We start from the raw sequence: 19029 nt of genomic DNA on the forward strand, positions 1-19029 counted from the left end.
ACCACAAAAATATAGGAGGTGTGTTAGCATGTCGCACCGACCAGAACGTGTAGCTGAGGCCATTAAAAAAGAAATAGCTGATTTAATTCGTAATGAAATAAAGGATCCAAGATTAGGTTTTGTAACGATAACGGGAGTTGAAGTAACCAAAGATCTATCCTTTGCTAAAATCTTCATTAGTGTTATGGGTTCCGCTGATCAGCGACAAGAAACAGTAAGTATTCTTCAAAAAGCCGCTGGTTACATGCGTTCTGAAATTGGACGAAGAATTAAAGTGCGTCACGCCCCGGAATTAATTTTTAAATTAGATACATCTTTGGATCATGGCACCAGAATTATGGAAATTCTTCATGAGATTAACACTCAGGAGGAAAAGCAAACCCATGAATAACCTGAGAGCTGTGGCAGAGGTATTACTAAATTCAAAAAGACCTTTATTATGCGGGCATGTAATGCCAGATGGTGATAGTCTTGGCTCTGTCTTAGCATTGGGGATGGCTTTACAATCAAAGGGTAAGGAAGTCACAATAGTTAGCACTGACCCATTGCCCGATTTATATGAATTTCTTCCTGGTATAAAGGAAGTAGTTGTGGGCAGTGTTCCAGAGAAAAATTACGATTTACTAGTGGTGGTAGACTGCTCTGTGCCAGAGCGAATTGGCTCTACCATCACACCCTTGTTAAATTCTGACCTACCAGTGGTTGTAATTGATCACCATGTAAATGATCAGCCCTTTGGGAATTACAATTATGTAAGACCAAGTGCAGCTGCCACTGGTGAAATTATTGTTGACTTGTTGGAAATGCTTGAGATCGCTATCAATCTTGATCTGGCCATTAATCTATATACAGCCATAGTTACTGATACTGGTTCCTTTCGTTATGAAAATACTACACCGGAAACCCACATCAAGATTTCAAAACTATTAGAATGTGGGGTTCCGGTTTCACTTCTCTCAAATCTTATTTTTGGTGAGCAACCTCTAAAATCAATTCGTTTGCTGGAAGCTGCTTTAAGTAACTTAGAGGTAAGTGACTGTGGTAGAATTGCCTGGATTAGTATTGATCGGGATAAAATTGAGGCAATTGGAGCAGAAGATCAACATATAGAAGGTCTTATTAATTATCCAAGAAAAATAAAAGGGGTAGAGTTGGCAATTTCTTTTCGAGAACTTGATGAAAATAGAGTAAAAGTAAGTTTCCGTTCCAAATATACAGTAGATGTTAATTTATTGGCCAAAAAGTTTGGTGGTGGAGGACATATCCGTGCCTCTGGCTGTACAACTGAGGGAAGTCTTTCCGAGGTTCGGGAAGCCATTCTAAAGGAAGCTAAAGAAATAATCCGGGGGTGTTGAGGTGGATGGAATTATTAATATATTGAAGCCCCCAGGAATGACATCCCATGATGTGGTATATTTTGTACGGCGTATGACAGGCATTAAGAAGTGTGGACATACAGGTACCTTAGATCCAGGTGCGGCAGGTGTCTTACCAATTTGTATTGGTCGAGCTACGCGACTGGCAAGATTTGTTACTGAGGGAGATAAAACCTATCGGGCTGAAATTACTTTAGGAGTTCAAACATCAACTCAGGATGCCTTTGGCATTGTAATAAAGAGAACAGATGCCTCAGCAATAGGTTATGAAAATTTTAAATTGGTGGTAGAAAAATTTAGCGGAGAAATAATACAAACACCACCTATGACTTCGGCCATTAAGGTAAATGGTAAGAAACTTTATCAACTGGAACGGGAAGGTAAAACTGTCGAAGTACCCACTAGAACAGTTACAATATATGAATTAAAAATTATCGAAAGCTGGGATTGGGGCACAGCAAACCCTAGGATACTATTTGATGTAACTTGTTCAAAGGGGACATATGTGCGTACCCTGTGTTCGGATATAGGAAAAGCACTGGGCTGTGGCGCCTATATGTCCTTTTTGTTGCGTTCACGGGTAGCAGTTTTTGGATTACATAATGCCTTTACACTGGAAGATGTTGAGGCTATGACCAAAGAAAACAAGTTGGCCAATGCAGTTATTCCGATGACACAGGCTGTTGATCACTTACCCGTATTAGAAATTCATCCTTCTGCAAAAAAATCAGTATGTTCAGGTGCAACTTTGTATCCTTCAGGTATTAGGTCAGGATCAAAAATCCTAAAGCCTGATGAACTTGTTCAGGTTCAACTGGATAATCGATTATTAGGAATATATAAAGCTGTTGTAGATATCAAAGATACTGAGGAACGTATAATTTTCAGGCCTGAAGTGGTTTTTTCATCTGATATTAATTAGATATATATCAAATATCAATGATTCAAAAATAATAAATTTTATGTTATTTCAAAGGTGAAAGTTGCGGTTGGCAGGGGGGTAAACGAATTGCGTGTTTATAAAAGCCTTGAAGGACTTAAAGATAACTATTCTAATATTATAGTTGCCTTAGGAAACTTTGACGGGATACATCTTGGGCACCAAAGGCTTATTTCGGAGGCTGTATCCATGGCACGCCGCTCTAAAGGAGTAGCGGCGGTACTAACCTTTGATCCACACCCTCTCACGGTTCTCAAACCGCAGATGGCACCAGCTATGCTGCTGGATCAAAAGGCCAAAGGTCGCATCATGGCGGAATTAGGTGTGGATATCCTGATATTATTACCCTTTACCCTGGAATTTGCCCAGTTAAGCCCCGAAGAGTTTGTTAAGGAATTTCTTATTGAGGAAATCGGTGCCACGGGAATTGTGGTAGGATATAATTTTACCTTTGGTAATAAAGGCAGTGGAACCACTGAAGACCTTCATCACTATGCTGACCAGTATGGTTATACACTGAGTGTAATCCCGCCCGTTAAGGTAGGAGAACAAGTTGTTAGCAGTACACTTATACGTAGTAAATTGGCAGAGGGTGATGTTATTTCTGCTAAGAGGTATCTTGGTTACTACCCTTTTACAGAAGGGACTGTGGTGATGGGGGACCGCAGGGGAAACACCTTAGGATTTCCGACAGCGAATATTAATTGCCCTGTAGGCATGATGGTTCCAACAAAAGGGGTATACAGTGTTAAAGTGGAAATGGATAAAGAGACATACCTTGGGGTAGCCAATGTGGGAACGAAACCTACTTTTCATGGAAACAACCTAATAACAAATATTGAAGTTCACTTATTAGATTTTTGCGGAGATATTTACGGCAAAGAAATTAAGGTTCAATATGTTCGAAGGTTAAGGGATGAAAAAAAGTTTAGTTCTATTCATGATTTGGTTAGCCAAATTCAGGCAGATGTGCAAAGTGCCAGATATGACCTTTCTAAGTAATAGTGAATAAATAGAAGGTACCTAAAATATAATTATTAATACCTAACGTTTACATCTAGTAGTGATTATGCTACAATAAATGCGGCAAACGTCCCAGCTATCAAAAGAAAGGAGACGTTGTCCGTGGGGTATCCTAAATTTGATACTCCTGAAGAGGAGGTTAAACGCTGGCTTAATCATATTGCTTTGATATGTGTAAGTGAGGAATTTCAATCCTTAAAGCGTGAATTGGAGTCCCTTTATGTCCGTTCTAATATGGATAATGTAAGGTTAACTGCCTTTCAAGATGCATTATATGCTTTTCTGGCCCAGGAAGATGAGGATAATCGGATATATCATTACCGCAGTTGTTAAGTGGAGTGATGTATGCGTATTATTATTACGGAACATGCTCGTAAAAGGTTGAAGGATCTGCGTCAAGATAGGATAACAACGTCCGATATTATTGTTGCTGCTAAAGGGATTCCTGGTCGTATACCAACGGCCACCAGATTTAGAGGTTTTTTTGCCAAATCAGGTCGAATGTTTGATATTGTCGCAAAGGATATTGAAAATGGCCGTTTGGTAATAACCATAATTGGGAAATAATTTTCCCATAAGAACTGTTATCTAGGGGATTTGCTAACTCCGGCGGTTGTCTTGGATAACAGGGATCTAAAAATAAGGAGGTGAACATCTTGGCACTATCTGCAGAAAAGAAGAATCAAATTATCGAAAATTTTAAAACCCACGAAGGAGATACTGGTTCTCCAGAAGTTCAAATTGCTCTATTAACTGAGCGTATTAACCAATTAACTTTGCATCTCAAGTCTTTCAAAAAGGATCACCATTCTCGTCGTGGACTTTTGAAAATGGTAGGACAACGCCGTGCGTTGCTTAACTACCTTCGTGATCGTAACTTTGACCGTTATCGTGCAATCTTAGAAAAGTTAGGACTACGCAAATAATAAAAGCGAGCTAATAAGCTCGCTTTTTTATTTTAGCCATTACCCATCAGAGACTCAAGGGGACGGTTCTTTTGAGTCTCACTTCATGGACTCAAAAGAACCGTCCCCTTGAGTCAAAAGCTAAAAGTTAACGGCTAATAGCTAATTCTAAAGAGTTTGGTATTTTTCTTATATCAAGAAGGATATACTATTAAAAATGTCGAATTGTTAAGATTTGTCAAGTACAGAAACTTTGGAGGTAAGAATAGTGTCTGAAAATCAAGTGCTAATCAAGGAAATGTCCTTGGGAGGTAGAACCCTCACCCTGGAAACAGGTCGCATGGCTAAGCAGGCCAGTGGAGCTGTATTGGTCACTTACGGTGAAACCGTAGTTTTAGTAACGGCCACAGTTGCAAAAAACACAAGGGATATTGATTTCTTTCCATTAACCGTAGACTACGAGGAAAGACTTTATGCCGTTGGTAAAATCCCAGGCGGATTTATAAAAAGGGAAGGACGTCCCAGTGAAAAAGCGATTTTATCAGGAAGATTAATTGACCGTCCTATACGTCCGCTTTTTCCTAAACACATGAGAAACGAAGTTCAGGTTGTTGCCACAGTATTGTCGGTGGATCAGGATAATGCACCTGAAATAGCAGCAATGATTGGTGCTTCTGCTGCCCTACATATTTCAAAGATTCCCTTGAAAAAGCCAATTGGTGGAGTAATAGTAGGTAGAGTGGATGGTCAATTTGTTATAAATCCTGTGGTTCGTCAAGCTGAAAATAGTGATATGCACCTTGTTGTGGCTGGTACCGATGATGCTGTGATGATGGTAGAAGCAGGTGCCAAAGAGGTTCCTGAAAAAGAAATGCTTGAAGCCATTATGTTTGGTCATGACCAAGTAAAGGAAATCGTGAAATTTGTTGAGGAATTTAGAACCGAAGCCTTAGCCAAGGGATTAGCCTTTGAAAAAATGGAAATTCCGGGAATAGAATTTGATAGTGCTATGGAGGATGAAATACTGCCGAAGGCCGAGCAGGCAATTCGGGAAGCAGTATTGCATTGTTCCTCAGAAAAGCTGACCAAAAAACAAAGGGAAGCATTTATGGACGAAGTTATGTCAGGCTTACAGCAAGGCTTCCTCGAACAATTTCCCGATAATCCTAAAGAAGTCATGGCCTTAATTGAAAAGGCCGAGAAAAAGGTAGTACGCCGGATTATTACCCACGATAAACTTCGTATTGATGGCAGAGCCATTGATGAGATTCGGCCAATCTCTGTGGAGGTAGGAGTTTTGCCTCGTACCCACGGAACCGGTTTGTTTACTAGGGGGCAAACACAGATTCTTTCGGTTGCTACCTTGGGATCCATCAGTGAGGAGCAAATCTTAGATGGCCTTGGCACCGAGGAGACTAAGAGATATATGCACCATTATAATTTCCCACCCTTTAGCACGGGAGAAACCAAACCCATGAGATCACCAGGCCGTCGGGAAATAGGCCATGGTGCTTTAGCAGAAAGAGCTTTGGAACCTATGATTCCATCAGAGGAAGTATTCCCTTATACCATCCGGGTGGTTTCAGAAGCAATAGAATCAAATGGCTCCACTTCCATGGGTAGTGTTTGCGGTAGTACACTATCTTTAATGGATGCTGGTGTTCCATTAAAGGCACCTGTTGCCGGTGTGGCTATGGGTTTAATTATGGAAGAAGATCAGTTTACTGTTCTCACAGATATTCAAGGTTTAGAAGATCACCTAGGAGATATGGACTTCAAAGTTGCAGGCTCCGCCAATGGTGTAACAGCTCTACAAATGGATATTAAAATCCCTGGTATTACTAGAGCTGTATTTGAGCAAGCCCTTGAACAGGCCAATCGTGGTCGCATGTATATATTGAAAAAGATGTTAGATGTTCTGCCTGAAGCAAGAAAAGAAATCTCTGAGCACGCTCCTTCTATTATCCGTACCAGTATTCACCCGGATAAAATAAGAGATATTATCGGACCTGGTGGTAAGATTATCAAGAAATTAGTTGAGGAAACCGGGGCTGATATCGATATAGAGGATGATGGAAGAGTATTTATTGCGGCAGTTGATCGTGAAAAGGGTAAAAGAGCACTGGAAATTATTAAGTCTATTACTGCGGAAGTGGAAGTGGGCAAGCTATACAATGGTAAGGTTACCCGCGTCACTGACTTTGGTTGCTTTGTCGAGGTAATTCCAGGTGTATTAGGGTTATCCGGCAAGGAGGGCTTAGTGCATATTTCTCAACTTGATTTCCAAAGAGTTGAGAAGACCGAAGACGTGGTTAAAGAAGGGGAAATAATAACAGTTAAAGCCATTGGGTATGACCCGCAAGGTAGGCTGAAACTTTCTAAAAAAGAAGCCATGCGGGATATGGGTTTAGCACCCAAGGAAAGTAATACAGAGCAACCTGAAAAAAGAGAACGCAGACCCTTTAGTCGTCCAAAGGTTGCCAAGGAATAAAATCACATTAGCCGGTAAATGGGAGTTATTGATTGATTATACTTCTGTTTACCGGCTATATGTTTTATACTATCTTTCTTAAAACTTTAAATCAAATAGGAATAATATTTGAACTTTGCCAAATGACAGTAAAAAACTATAAAATTATTATGCTACCCATACTAGGAGATATTATAAAAGAGGTGGTATTATCGTTAGGAAAAGTATGATGATATTTTTATTTATGGTTCCGTTACTTTTTGGGCTTATTACCTTGCCCATGGGACAGGCTGAAGCATACCTAGGTGATAGAACATTAAAGTACGGAATGCAAGGTTATGATGTACAACAACTGCAAAAGAACCTTAACTATCTAGGGTATCAATCTGGAACTACAGATGGCAAATTCGGTTGGCAAACCCTTAACGCCGTGAAGGAATTTCAAGGTAGTAATGGACTAAAAGTAGATGGAATAGTTGGTAAGGCCACAGCCAACCTCCTAATAAAGCAGGTCAGTGGAAGTAGTACCTATAGACCTAGAACAACCCCTGTGGCAGAAGTAACTACATCTAGGGGTGCCATACCATTGTCACGATCGGATTTGTATGACTTAGCTAGAGTAGTGTACGGTGAGGCCAGGGGAGAGTCCTTTGAAGGTCAAGTTGCCGTTGCTGCTGTCGTATTGAATAGAGTTATTTCAGGACAATTCGGAAGAACTATTCGGGATGTCATCTTTCAGCCCTGGGCCTTTACAGCCGTACATGATGGACAATTTTATTTACAACCCGATAATTCAGCCATTCGCGCGGTAGATGCGGCTGTAAAGGGCTGGGACCCCACCAGTGGTGCTCTCTATTATTGGAACCCTAAGACTGCAACTAGTAAGTGGATATGGAGCCGTCCTATTTCATTAAAAATTGGCAATCACGTTTTTGCCCCTTAAATTTACAAAGGAGTGTCGTAAACTACTTTTCAGTAGCGAACGACACTTCTTTTTTTGTTCAAATTACCGATAATCCTAAATGGTAGGGAACGACCCGTGTGGTTCCCTTACATTATATCTACACAAGAACGGTTAATTATTGTGCAAATCCCCTTTTCTAATATTTTTGGGCCATGACAGCTGTGAAATGCCCAGTCTTAACAATTAATAGAAATAATCCTGTCTTAAATGGCATAAATTTTCATGAAGAAAAAATAAGGGGTGAAATGCATGAGAATACTGTTTATTCGCAGGGGACGGTTATATAAGTCGGTCCTTTGGTTATTTATTGCCTTGTTTTTGATTGGTCTAGGCATTATGGCTAGTAAAGAAAAAAATGAAAGAGTTTTTGCACCGATTTATCAAGGTAGTGAAAAAGAGAAGAAAATTGCCTTGGCCTGTAATGTTTTTTGGGGGGAAGAATACATACCTCAAATGTTAGAAATATTTAAAGATGAAGATATTAAAATAACTTTCTTTGCAGGGGGGACCTGGGTGGAGGATTTTCCTGATTTACTCAAGAAAATGGAAGGGGCAGGTCATGAAATTGGCTCCCATGGTTATTCTCATCCACACCCAGATCAATTAAGTAAAAGTGGTAACTTAAGGGATATGCAAAGGGCCGAGAAATTAATATATGACACCATTCAAAAAAGACCCAAGCTATATGCACCACCTTACGGAGAAAAGGGCCCAGCAGTCTTAAAAGCAGCAGAAGAACAAGGGTACTCCTTTATTCTTTGGAGTATAGATACAATCGACTGGCAGAGACCAGCTCCGGAAGTTATTATTGAGAGGGTGGTAAGTAAAGCCCATAACGGAGCAATTGTATTGATGCATCCAACTGAGCCAACCGTTAAGGCACTGCCAACAATGATAAAACAACTTAAGGATAAGGGGTTTGAGTTTGTTGAAATTAGTGAAATAATTAAGAATGTTCCGGAAAATAATGAAACTAAAAATAATGAAGATGTAATAAAATAATCATAGGGTTAGTAAAAAAGGGAATACTTAGGTTAATGTTCCTTTAACGGTAAATATATCGTAGTATTAAAGGTTTTTTAAAAATAATAGCGAAATTCTTCAATAATTGAGTATCCGGGGGGTATTGTAATGTTTTACCAAAAAGAAGTACTACCAAATGGAGTAAGAATATTAACACAGCAAGTTTCCCATGTTCGATCTGTAGCACTGGGAATCTGGGTCGATGTTGGATCCCGGGATGAAAGTGATCAAACAGCTGGCATTTCCCACTATATTGAACATATGATGTTCAAAGGTACAAAACATAGGACAGCAAAGCAAATTGCAGAAGAACTGGATGCAGTGGGAGGGCAGCTAAATGCCTTTACTACCAAAGAGTATACCTGTTACTATGCCAAGGTACTAGATGAACATTTTAATTTAGCCGTGGACGTATTATCAGATATGCTCTTCCACTCCAACATTTCTGAAAAGGATGTAGAGCGAGAAAAGAATGTTATTTTAGAAGAAATAAAAATGTATGAGGATGCACCGGACGAACTTGTTCATGATATGTTTGCTAAGACGATTTGGTCTGGACATCCGTTAGGTAGGCCTATTATTGGTACGGCAGAAACAGTTAGCAGTTTTACCCACAAAGATTTACGTGCTTATATGCAACAAAACTATACACCAAATCGAATTGTTGTTTCTGTGGCAGGCAATATTACCCACCAACAGGTGGTGGAAAAGTTATTACCCTTGTTTTCTAGCTTAACAGGAGAACAAGTAACAAGGGATCTTAAGATCCCTACACATAGTATTGAGGTTAATTGTCGCAACAAAGAAACAGAACAAGTCCATATGGTGATTGGTGCACCTGGCTTACGTTTAGATGATGATGAATTATATGTAGCTCAGGTGATAAACACTGTTTTAGGTGGTGGCTTATCATCCAGGTTATTCCAAGAAATTAGGGAACAGAGAGGATTGGTTTATACAGTGTACTCCTACCATAGTTCCTACTACGATACAGGTATTTTTGGAGTATACGCTGGATTAAGCAAAGAAAATGTAAATCAAGCCATGGATCTAATATTCAAGGAAATAAAGGATGTTAAAAAGAATGGTATACTAAAGGAAGAACTACAAAGGGCCAAGGACCAGCTAAAGGGAAATCTGCTACTATCTATGGAAAGTGTCAATACACATATGAGTCGGTTGGGAAAGTCAGAACTTTATTTGGGTAAGGTCTATAGTCCGGAGGAAATCGTAGAAAAATTGAATCGTATTACCCTTGAAGATATCCTGCGCGTTGCCAATACGTTATTTCAGCCAGATAAATTTTCCATGGCAGCTATTGGCCCCTGGCAGGACTGCGGTGATCTAAAGAAAGTATTGGAAACATTAAAGGATTAGATGAGCCATTAGTCGTTAGCTGTTAGTATTATTAGTAGTTAAGCTAAGGGCTAAAAGCTAGCCAGATCCCCTCTTAGTAGGGGATTTTTTACTTGGAAGTCATATTTAACCAACATCACCCATAAGATTTATCAGGAGGTGGGGATAGTTGGTAATTAGTATCATTGCTGGTATATTGGCAGCTATACTAATTTTATTTTCAATTAAGGAACGAATGAGAATGAAAAGAATGCGCAAAGAATGGGATGTAATTGGTGAAAGTAAATCTTCTGCTCTTTCTGAATCCCTTGCAGGTCTTGTAGGTACTGCGGGGGGTATTTATTTATCTTTAATTATGCTAACAACTTTTTTGGAAATAGATTTACCATCACGGGTAAGTCTATCGGGCGTATCACTTGAACCTATGGCAGCAATTTCTTTTATTTTGGCAATTCTAAGCCCCTATATTAATCGCATGTTCCAGGGACTTAAAAGACTTAGATATAAATAAGGAGGGGTTCACTGTGAGGCTAGGTGAGTTAGTAGGAAAGGAAATTGTCAATATAAATAATGGTGCAAGGTTAGGCGTAGTGGGGGAATCTGATGTTACCATAGATATTGAATCAGGGACTGTGCTCTCTATAATTTTGCCTAGGAGGACAAACTTTGTAACCATGTGGATGGATAAACAACAAATGATTATTCCTTGGGACAGCATTCGTAAAATTGGTGAAGAGGTTATCATTGTAGAAATGGATCAGTGTAGTCCTGCTTTGCACAAGTATTCATATTAAGTATCTATGACTAGTTAGTGAAAATACAGTAGATAAGTGCATAGTCAGAATGAATTAGCCGTGAGCCATCAGCCATCAGCTTTTGGCTGCTTTGCTTAGGGGTCTTTTTGGATAATATAACTGTTCTTAGGCCGTGTGCCATGAGCTATGAGCTTAAGACCCTTAAACATATGCACAAAAAGCCCAAGGCCCATGGCTCACGGCTAACGGCCGACCCAAAAGGGATACCAATAAGCTAAAAAGGCTGAGGGCTAATATTGCGACAGGGGTAAATATCTCCCATGTTGCATTTTTTATTTTATTAAGGTTATATGTGATATAATAAGCAAAATAATCATAAAATTCTAAAAATATTACAGGTATACAATACACTGGATGTATCTAACTTGACAACCCTAAATGTGGTAATGGATAATTAAATGAAAAACTTTTTGCTTTTAACCAATAATAAAGGCGGTGGTTATATATGATTAAAATAGTAGTTGCAGGTGCCCTCGGTAAAATGGGCCAGGAATCCTGCAAAGCGATTGCAAATACTGAAGGGATGCAATTAGTTGGGGCTGTGGATAGTCGGGAAGTTGATTATACCATAGGATCTGTCATAGGGAAGCCCGACTTAAATGTTAGCGTCTCTAACAATTTAGATAAGGTGCTTACTGAATTAAAACCAGACGTTCTAGTTGATTTTACCAGGGCCGGCGTTGTACAGGGAGATATTGAACTGGCTATTAAACATGGTGTGAGGCCTGTTGTCGGCACAACCGGGATGTCTACCACAGAAATTGAAGGATTTATCAATTTGGCTGCAGAAAGAAACCTAGGGGGTTTAATCGTTCCCAATTTTGCAATAGGAGCCCTCCTAATGATAAAATTTGCCACTGAAGCTGCAAAATATTTACCCCATGTGGAAATAATTGAACTGCATCACGATCAGAAGATGGATGCTCCTTCGGGAACTGCCATTAAAACAGCAGAAGCTATTGCTGCAGTAAGGGGAAATATGTCCCAGGGAATGCCCAGTGAATTTGAGAAAATTGAAGGTTCCCGAGGGGGTAACTTTGAGGGAATGAGAATACATAGTGTTCGTCTACCTGGCTTTGTAGCCCACCAGGAGGTCATATTTGGTGGCACAGGGCAAACACTATCTATTCGCCATGATTCTATTTCCAGAGAATCCTTTATGCCTGGTCTTATATTGGCTGTTCAAAAAGTCATACATTTGGATCATATGGTCTATGGATTGGAAAATATACTGTTTGAGTAACTAAATATGGCATTTTACGCACGCCTGTTAAGCCTTAAGTACAAGCACCACCCCCTCCGATAGCTCATATCATGTAGTGTGTCACAGATGTTGAGAGGAGGGTACAACAATGCAGCCAGATTTAAAAGGAATCAAGGTGGCTGTCCTGGGTGGTGATGCCAGGGAAATTGTACTGGTTTCCACTTTATCTCGTCTGGGTGCTTATGTGAAGGTTGTGGGGCTGCCGGTTAACAACGATCCCCCTCATGTCACGGTTTATGGGACCCTAGAAGAGGCACTGATAGATGTGCAAGCGGTAATCTTACCAGTTCCGGGTTTACTTGAAAAAGGCAATATATATTGTGTCTACGAAGAAAAGCCACTGATTCTCACGGAAGCTTTGCTCGTTAAATTGCCTTCTCAAGCTCCGGTATTTGCTGGTTTTGCCCGACCTAAGCTAATAGAAATTGTTGAAAGAAGCAATTTAAAGCTCATCCAAGTACTTGCCTTAGACGAAGTTGCCATACTCAACTCCATCCCTTCGGCAGAAGGAGCAGTTCAGTTGGCTATGGAAAATACAGCAATCACCATTCATAATAGTAAATCCTTTGTTTTAGGATTTGGTCGAACTGGAGCTAGTATTGCAAGACTTCTTCATGGTATGGGGGCAAAGGTTACTGTTGTGGCAAGATCAGCAAGTTATAGGGCTAGGGTCTACGAGATGGGTATGGAAGCAATCTCCTTTGAGGAGTTACCAGATGCAATAGCCAAAGCCGAGATTATATTTAATACTGTACCAAAGATGATATTGACAAACTGCATCTTAACTAAAGCAAAGGAGGATGCAGTAATCATCGATGTTGCTTCTCCACCTGGGGGAACGGATTTTGATGCTGCAGCAAGACTGGGTATTAAAGCCGTCTTAGCACCAGGACTTCCTGGCAGGGTGGCACCAAAAACCGCTGGGCAAATCCTGGCAAAAGTAATACCTGATTTATTAGCCCAGGAATTGCAACAAAACAAAGTACAGTAGAATTGGCTTATGGAGGTGCGGCAAATGCGTTTAAAAGGCGTGCGTATTGGTTTTGCTCTTACAGGATCACATTGTTGTTTAGATGAAATAATGCCTAAAATACAAGAGTTAGTCGATCAAGGTGCTGAAATTTATCCTATTATTAGTTTTTCAGTGGATACCGTAGACACACGTTTTGGTACAACAAAAAAATGGCGTGAAATGCTAGAAAACATTACTGGTAAAGAACCGATGAATTCCATGGTTACTGCTGAACCAGTGGGTCCTCAGAAACTTGTTGACGTTATTGTTATTGCCCCATGTACAGGAAATACCATGGCAAAATTGGCTAATGGAATTACAGATACCCCAGTTCTCATGGCAGCAAAAGCACACTTGCGCAATTTGAGACCTGTGGTCATAGGCATTTCAACCAATGATGGCTTAGGTATCAACGCTAAAAACCTGGGATTATTGATTAACACTAAAAATATATATATGGTACCCTTTGGTCAGGATAGTCCTACTGGAAAGCCAAATTCACTAAAATGTAAAATGGATCTAATAATAGATACCATCGAACATGCATTGCAAGGAAAACAAATACAGCCCGTACTAATTCAAGTATAAAAGCTAAGGTCGGGGGTCAATTGTTCAAGGAGGGAAAGTCGTTGAAAAAAGTTAATCTAGTTATAGTTGGTGCCACCGGAGCAGTAGGTCAAGAACTTTTAAATATATTGAACGAACGTAATTTTCCAATCGCAAATTTAAAGCTTTGTGCAACTTCCCGTTCTGCAGGGACTGAGATAGAGTTTCAAGGTCAGAAATATCTGGTGGAGGAAACTACCCCCGACTCCTTTAAAGGGATGGATATTGCCTTGTTTGCAGGTGGAAAAGCAAGCTTAGAATATGGAAATGCAGCGGTTGAGCAGGGTTGTGTGGTAATTGATAATAGCAGTAATTATCGTATGGATCCTGCGGTGCCTTTGATCGTGCCGGAAGTGAACCCAGAGGATGTTAAGTGGCACAAAGGAATTATCGCAAACCCCAATTGCTCAACCATAATTATGGTTGTTGCCTTAAAACCCATACATGATGCTGCCAGAATTAAGCGTGTAGTTGTTTCCACTTACCAGGCTGTATCAGGTGCCGGTAAAGAAGGAATTGAAGAACTGACCGAACAAGTTAAGGCCGTACTTGAGGGAAGAGAATATCCACCTAACAAATTTGCTCACCAGATTGCCTTTAATCTAATTCCGCATATTGATGTGTTTCAGGAATTGGATTATACCAAAGAAGAATGGAAAATGGTGAAAGAGACACAAAAGATTTTACATGATGATAACATCAAAATTACGGCCACCACTGTTCGAGTACCTGTATACCGTAGTCATTCGGAAGCCGTTAATATTGAAACAGAACGTAAACTAACCGGAGCCCAGACTAAGGAGATTTTAGCCAATGCACCGGGCATTATTGTTAAAGATGATGTTACTAACCAGGTATATCCAATGCCTGTATTTACCTCAAACCACGATGAGGTTTTTGTAGGTCGTATTCGTGAGGATAACACCATAGAAAATGGGTTAAACCTTTGGGTAGTGGGTGATCAAATTCGTAAGGGTGCGGCTACAAATGCTGTGCAAATCGCCGAGTTATTGCTTAAATATGATTGCTTAATAAAAAAGGAGTAAATATGCGCTTTCTTATCCAAAAATTTGGGGGAACTTCTCTTGTTTCACAGGATCTAAGAGAATTAGTGGCAAATAAAATTATTTCTGCAGCCAATGAGGGTTTTTCTCCAGTTGTTGTAGTATCTGCCATCGGGCGACAGGGTGAACCCTATGCCACCGATACTCTGTTGAGTTTCATTTTATCCATTAATAGAGACATACCTTCCAGGGAAATGGATCTGTTAATGTCTTGTGGCGAGATTATCTCTGGGGTTGCCATGGTAAATACACTTCAGCATATGGGACATCCGGCAGTGTTACTCACCGGTGAACAGGCTGGCATCATAACTGATGACAATCATAACGATGCCAGAATTATACGGGTAGAACCTAAAAAAATTACCCATTTTGCTGAACAAGGGAAAATTGTTGTAGTAGCTGGCTTTCAGGGGGTAACTGAAAACGGAGAGATAACAACCCTGGGGCGTGGGGGTAGTGATACCACAGCATCTGCACTGGGAGTAGCCCTTAATGCAGAATGTATTGATATCTATACAGACGTTGAAGGAATCATGACAGCAGATCCTAGAATTGTCGAGGATGCACGTATACTTGACACAGTAACCTATAATGAGATTTGTCAACTCGCCCATGAGGGGGCAAAGGTTATTCACCCAAGGGCAGTGGAAATTGCCATGCAAAAGAATATTCCTCTTCGTGTACGCTCTACCTTTTCCGATGCCCCTGGGACCTTGGTAACCAGTCACCATGGAGTTTATGGAACTATAGATATAACAAGAGATCGATTAGCAAGTGGAGTTACTCATATTTCTGGAGTTACCCAGTTGAAAATAATTGTAAAAGACGTTACAGTGGAAGAGCCTGGGTTACGTATTTTTCGTTCACTAGCTTTGGCTGGTATTAGTATAGATTTTATTAATGTTAGCCCAGAAATAATTATGTTTACTGTTAAGGATGAAGTTGCCCAAAAGGCATTGGCTGTACTAGAAAACTTAGGTATTCAACCATTAGTCAAACCGAATTGTGCAAAAGTGTCTACAGTTGGTGCTGGTATGACAGGGGTTCCCGGCGTAATGGCTAGTATTGTTCAAGGCCTAACCGAAGAAGGGGTTGAAATATTGCAGTCTTCTGATTCTCATACTACAATTTGGGTTTTAGTTGACAATGATAATATGAAGAAGGCGATTAAGGCCTTGCACCGAAAATTTAAGCTAGGTCAAAACAATAAAGGATAAAAAAGGGATGGTGAAAGCTAATGGCAATTGGGGATTTTGGTAGGGTTTTAACGGCTATGGTAACACCCTTTAACCCCGATTCATCTGTGAATTACACTCAAGCTAAGAAACTTGCTAGATATCTTGTGGAAAATGGATCGGATGGTTTGGTTGTTAGTGGTACAACAGGAGAATCTCCTACTTTGACGAAGGATGAAAAAATTGAGTTGTTTAAAGCAGTAGTCGAAGAAGTAGGTGGTAAGGCTGCAGTAATTGCAGGTACCGGAAGTTATGATACCACTGGGAGTATTGCCTTGACTAAAGAGGCAGAAAAAGTTGGTTGTGATGGAGTTATGTTGGTTGCTCCCTATTACAACAAGCCATCTCAGGAAGGTCTCTATAGACACTTTCGTACTTTAGCTGAAAGCACCAGTTTACCTATAATTCTTTACAATATTCCTGGGCGTACAGGCATTAATGTATTACCCGCCACAGTACTAAGGCTTGCAGAAGATGTTCCGAATATTGTAGCTATTAAAGAAGCTGCTGGTAGCATCGATCAGGTATCTGAACTACGTCGTATCTTACCTGAGGATTTTGTCATCTATAGTGGGGACGATTCAATGACTTTGCCGATGCTAGCTCTAGGGTGTCAAGGGATCATTAGTGTAGCAGCCCATGTTGCAGGCAAGAAAATTCAAGAAATGATTGATGCCTTCACTTCGGGGAATACAACCCTTGCAGCAAATTTGCATAAGGAACTATATCCATTATTTAAAGGTTTATTTATTACTTCAAACCCAGTTCCAGTGAAGGCTGCTTTAATTCTCAAAGGCTTAGCAGTGGGAGGCGTAAGATTACCTTTAGTAGAAGCCACTACCAATGAGATTGAAAGTGTTAAAATAGTGATGAAAAATCTCGAATTACTATAGTAGAATACAAAAGGATACACTTATGAGTGTATCCTTTTGTATTATTTTGGCACTTACGGGTAATTATATTGCCGTTAGGGATTAATTTGAGTATAATTTATCCGTAGGTTAAGGAACGGTTTTCCGCTTCAGTATAAAATTACATATTTTCCCCGCCTTCTCCTAGTTTCTCACCAAGCACAAATTACTTTATCGTTGTAACAATAATTACACTAGTTTTACTATAGGAGGTGCGGTTTTGGCAAAAGAACCTAAATTAGCTGTAATTCCTCTGGGGGGATTAGGCGAGATCGGTAAAAACATTACTGCGGTGAGATTCGGGGAAAATATCGTACTTATTGATTGTGGTTTAATGTTTCCGGAAGAAGAAATGCTGGGAATTGACATTGTAATCCCGGATATTACTTACCTATTGGAGCATAAAGAAGAAGTTTTGGGTATATTGCTCACACATGGCCATGAAGACCACATAGGTGCGTTACCTTACGTCTTAAGACAAATAAATGTTCCAGTGTACGGTTCTAAGTTGGCCCTAGGATTGGTACAAGGAAAATTAAAGGAACATAATTTGTTAGATCAGGTAAAACTGCAGACGGTAAAACCTAGAGATACCTTCCAAATCGGCCCCTTTAAGGTTGAGTTTATTAGAGTTTCTCACAGTATACCAGATGCAATGGCTATCGCTATCCATACGCCTGTAGGAACATTGCTGCACACAGGAGATTTTAAAATAGATCAGACTCCTATAGATGGAGAGGTTATTGATCTGCCAAGGTTTGCAGCTCTGGGAGAAAAGGGTGTACTGGTTATGATGTCGGACAGTACTAATGTTGAGCGGCCGGGCTATACTATGTCTGAGAGGGTAGTAGGTAACTCCTTTGATGAAACCTTCAGGCAGGCCCAAGAAAGAATTATTATAGCAACATTTGCCTCCAATGTGCATCGACTTCAGCAGGCAATTTCCATTGCCTATGAATATGATCGTCACGTGGCAGTGGTAGGACGAAGTATGGCAAATGTAGTGCAAGTTGCAAGCGAATTGGGATACCTTCACATACCAGAAGGCACTCTAATCGATTTAGATGAAGCTGCTAGACTACCCAAAAATAAGATAGTTCTTCTTACAACAGGTAGTCAGGGTGAACCTATGTCTGCCTTAACTCGAATCGCTATGAATGACCATCGGCAAGTGGATATTATTCCCGGAGATACGGTTATCATCTCTGCTACACCCATACCAGGCAATGAGAAGTTAGTTACTCGTATCATTGACCAACTTTTTAAATTAGGTGCAAAGGTTATTTATGAGGCTGTTTCTGGGATTCACGTTTCTGGTCACCCCAGTCAGGAAGAATTAAAGTTAATGCTTAATTTAATTAGGCCTAAATTTTTTATCCCTGTCCATGGTGAGTACAGAATGCTTAAAAAGCATGCCGAACTTGCCCGGGAAATTGGCATTCCTGCTGAAAACATTTTCATTGGCGAAAACGGTCAGGTCTTTGAGTTTACCCGGAGATATGGAAGAATGGCAGGCAGGGTGACATCAGGTAAAGTGTTGGTGGACGGATTGGGTGTTGGGGATGTTGGTAATATTGTTTTACGAGATAGAAAACAATTATCACAAGACGGTATTCTAATCGTGGTAGTAACCATGGATAAACAAAAAAATCAGGTCTTGGCAGGGCCTGATATTGTTTCAAGGGGATTTGTCTATGTTCGCGAATCGGAAATTCTTATGGAGGAAGCGAAGAATAAGGTGAAAGTGGCCTTGGATAAGTGTTGTACCCGTGGAATTTCAGAATGGGCGGCCATTAAATCCCAAGTAAGAGATGACTTAGGAAAGTTTTTATATGAAAAAACTAGGAGAAGGCCTATGATCTTACCCATTATTATGGAAGTGTGAAAAAGACTCCTGTCCGTTGTATGGACAGGAGTCTTTTTCTTATGGGTATTTCTTTGGGGTCTAGCTGTCAGCCTTCAGCCATTAGTCGTTAGCTTAGAAAGGGCCTTGTGCCGTGAGCCATGGGCCTTTTTTGCAAGTAATTCTTAAGGGTTTTTAGCTCATGGCACAAGGCACAAGGCC

20 protein-coding genes are annotated in these 19029 nt (G+C 40.3%); all 20 read left to right on the forward strand.

Annotated features, from left to right (window positions below; all coding sequences use genetic code 11):
* Window positions 1-28 precede the first annotated feature (28 nt).
* The 20 genes from rbfA to ACYQ03_RS10565 all read left to right on the forward strand — a co-directional run bounded on the left by rbfA (window position 29) and on the right by ACYQ03_RS10565 (window position 18849).
* On the forward strand, window positions 29-391 hold the full coding sequence (rbfA, locus tag ACYQ03_RS10470) for a 30S ribosome-binding factor RbfA (protein WP_459909825.1): 363 nt from the start codon (window positions 29-31) through the stop codon (window positions 389-391).
* Window positions 384-1355 (forward strand): DHH family phosphoesterase, encoded by a 972-nt coding sequence (locus ACYQ03_RS10475; RefSeq protein WP_459909827.1) that lies wholly within the window; start codon window positions 384-386, stop codon window positions 1353-1355. The genes rbfA and ACYQ03_RS10475 overlap by 8 nt, the downstream gene beginning before the upstream one ends.
* Before the next feature lies 1 nt (window position 1356).
* Window positions 1357-2298 carry a tRNA pseudouridine(55) synthase TruB gene (gene truB / locus ACYQ03_RS10480; protein WP_459909829.1) on the forward strand — a complete coding sequence of 314 codons (942 nt, stop codon included), beginning with the start codon at window positions 1357-1359 and terminating at the stop codon, window positions 2296-2298.
* An 87-nt stretch (window positions 2299-2385) separates the two neighbouring features.
* On the forward strand, window positions 2386-3318 hold the full coding sequence (locus ACYQ03_RS10485; RefSeq protein ID WP_459909831.1) for a bifunctional riboflavin kinase/FAD synthetase: 933 nt from the start codon (window positions 2386-2388) through the stop codon (window positions 3316-3318).
* A gap of 123 nt (window positions 3319-3441) precedes the next feature.
* The gene (locus tag ACYQ03_RS10490) at window positions 3442-3672 is read left to right on the forward strand and encodes a hypothetical protein (protein ID WP_459909833.1); all 231 of its coding nucleotides are present in this window, start codon (window positions 3442-3444) and stop codon (window positions 3670-3672) included.
* A gap of 12 nt (window positions 3673-3684) precedes the next feature.
* Window positions 3685-3906: a hypothetical protein gene (locus ACYQ03_RS10495; RefSeq protein ID WP_459909835.1), complete on the forward strand. Its 222-nt coding sequence runs from the start codon at window positions 3685-3687 to the stop codon at window positions 3904-3906.
* 89 nt (window positions 3907-3995) lie between these two features.
* Complete coding sequence (gene rpsO, locus ACYQ03_RS10500) at window positions 3996-4265, forward strand: 30S ribosomal protein S15 (RefSeq protein WP_459909837.1); 270 nt, start codon at window positions 3996-3998, stop codon at window positions 4263-4265.
* Window positions 4266-4512: 247 nt separating this feature from the next.
* Entirely contained in the window at window positions 4513-6735 is a 2223-nt protein-coding gene (locus ACYQ03_RS10505; protein ID WP_459909839.1) for a polyribonucleotide nucleotidyltransferase, read from the forward strand.
* 205 nt (window positions 6736-6940) lie between these two features.
* On the forward strand, window positions 6941-7657 hold the full coding sequence (gene sleB / locus ACYQ03_RS10510) for a spore cortex-lytic enzyme (RefSeq protein WP_459909841.1): 717 nt from the start codon (window positions 6941-6943) through the stop codon (window positions 7655-7657).
* A gap of 270 nt (window positions 7658-7927) precedes the next feature.
* Entirely contained in the window at window positions 7928-8680 is a 753-nt protein-coding gene (locus tag ACYQ03_RS10515; protein ID WP_459909843.1) for a polysaccharide deacetylase family protein, read from the forward strand.
* 129 nt (window positions 8681-8809) lie between these two features.
* Window positions 8810-10078, forward strand: coding sequence for a M16 family metallopeptidase (locus ACYQ03_RS10520; RefSeq protein WP_459909845.1), 1269 nt, complete (start codon window positions 8810-8812; stop codon window positions 10076-10078).
* A gap of 148 nt (window positions 10079-10226) precedes the next feature.
* A complete protein-coding gene (locus ACYQ03_RS10525; protein ID WP_459909847.1) occupies window positions 10227-10568 on the forward strand; it encodes a hypothetical protein in 342 nt (113 codons plus the stop codon).
* A 13-nt stretch (window positions 10569-10581) separates the two neighbouring features.
* The gene (locus tag ACYQ03_RS10530; protein ID WP_459909849.1) at window positions 10582-10851 is read left to right on the forward strand and encodes a YlmC/YmxH family sporulation protein; all 270 of its coding nucleotides are present in this window, start codon (window positions 10582-10584) and stop codon (window positions 10849-10851) included.
* A gap of 466 nt (window positions 10852-11317) precedes the next feature.
* A complete protein-coding gene (dapB, locus tag ACYQ03_RS10535; RefSeq protein WP_459909851.1) occupies window positions 11318-12115 on the forward strand; it encodes a 4-hydroxy-tetrahydrodipicolinate reductase in 798 nt (265 codons plus the stop codon).
* Between the two features lie 109 nt (window positions 12116-12224).
* Window positions 12225-13127 (forward strand): dipicolinate synthase subunit DpsA, encoded by a 903-nt coding sequence (gene dpsA / locus ACYQ03_RS10540; RefSeq protein WP_459909853.1) that lies wholly within the window; start codon window positions 12225-12227, stop codon window positions 13125-13127.
* Window positions 13128-13151: 24 nt separating this feature from the next.
* Entirely contained in the window at window positions 13152-13736 is a 585-nt protein-coding gene (locus tag ACYQ03_RS10545) for a dipicolinate synthase subunit B (RefSeq protein ID WP_459909855.1), read from the forward strand.
* Window positions 13737-13777: 41 nt separating this feature from the next.
* A complete protein-coding gene (locus tag ACYQ03_RS10550) occupies window positions 13778-14800 on the forward strand; it encodes an aspartate-semialdehyde dehydrogenase (RefSeq protein WP_459909857.1) in 1023 nt (340 codons plus the stop codon).
* A gap of 2 nt (window positions 14801-14802) precedes the next feature.
* Entirely contained in the window at window positions 14803-16035 is a 1233-nt protein-coding gene (gene dapG / locus ACYQ03_RS10555) for an aspartate kinase (RefSeq protein ID WP_459909859.1), read from the forward strand.
* A gap of 20 nt (window positions 16036-16055) precedes the next feature.
* Window positions 16056-16946, forward strand: coding sequence for a 4-hydroxy-tetrahydrodipicolinate synthase (gene dapA / locus ACYQ03_RS10560; protein ID WP_459909861.1), 891 nt, complete (start codon window positions 16056-16058; stop codon window positions 16944-16946).
* Window positions 16947-17184: 238 nt separating this feature from the next.
* The gene (locus ACYQ03_RS10565; protein WP_459909863.1) at window positions 17185-18849 is read left to right on the forward strand and encodes a ribonuclease J; all 1665 of its coding nucleotides are present in this window, start codon (window positions 17185-17187) and stop codon (window positions 18847-18849) included.
* Window positions 18850-19029: the final 180 nt, after the last annotated feature.

The sequence above is a fragment of the Desulfotomaculum defluvii genome (genome assembly GCF_054657375.1).

Coding starts and splice junctions, on each gene's coding strand:
- ACYQ03_RS10545 (WP_459909855.1), top strand. CDS start 13,152: ATGCGTTTAAAAGGCGTGCGTATTGGTTTTGCTCTTACAGGATCACAT.
- dapA (WP_459909861.1), top strand. CDS start 16,056: ATGGCAATTGGGGATTTTGGTAGGGTTTTAACGGCTATGGTAACACCC.
- rbfA (WP_459909825.1), top strand. CDS start 29: ATGTCGCACCGACCAGAACGTGTAGCTGAGGCCATTAAAAAAGAAATA.
- ACYQ03_RS10475 (WP_459909827.1), top strand. CDS start 384: ATGAATAACCTGAGAGCTGTGGCAGAGGTATTACTAAATTCAAAAAGA.
- dpsA (WP_459909853.1), top strand. CDS start 12,225: ATGCAGCCAGATTTAAAAGGAATCAAGGTGGCTGTCCTGGGTGGTGAT.
- dapB (WP_459909851.1), top strand. CDS start 11,318: ATGATTAAAATAGTAGTTGCAGGTGCCCTCGGTAAAATGGGCCAGGAA.
- ACYQ03_RS10520 (WP_459909845.1), top strand. CDS start 8,810: ATGTTTTACCAAAAAGAAGTACTACCAAATGGAGTAAGAATATTAACA.
- dapG (WP_459909859.1), top strand. CDS start 14,803: ATGCGCTTTCTTATCCAAAAATTTGGGGGAACTTCTCTTGTTTCACAG.
- ACYQ03_RS10515 (WP_459909843.1), top strand. CDS start 7,928: ATGAGAATACTGTTTATTCGCAGGGGACGGTTATATAAGTCGGTCCTT.
- ACYQ03_RS10495 (WP_459909835.1), top strand. CDS start 3,685: ATGCGTATTATTATTACGGAACATGCTCGTAAAAGGTTGAAGGATCTG.
- sleB (WP_459909841.1), top strand. CDS start 6,941: ATGATGATATTTTTATTTATGGTTCCGTTACTTTTTGGGCTTATTACC.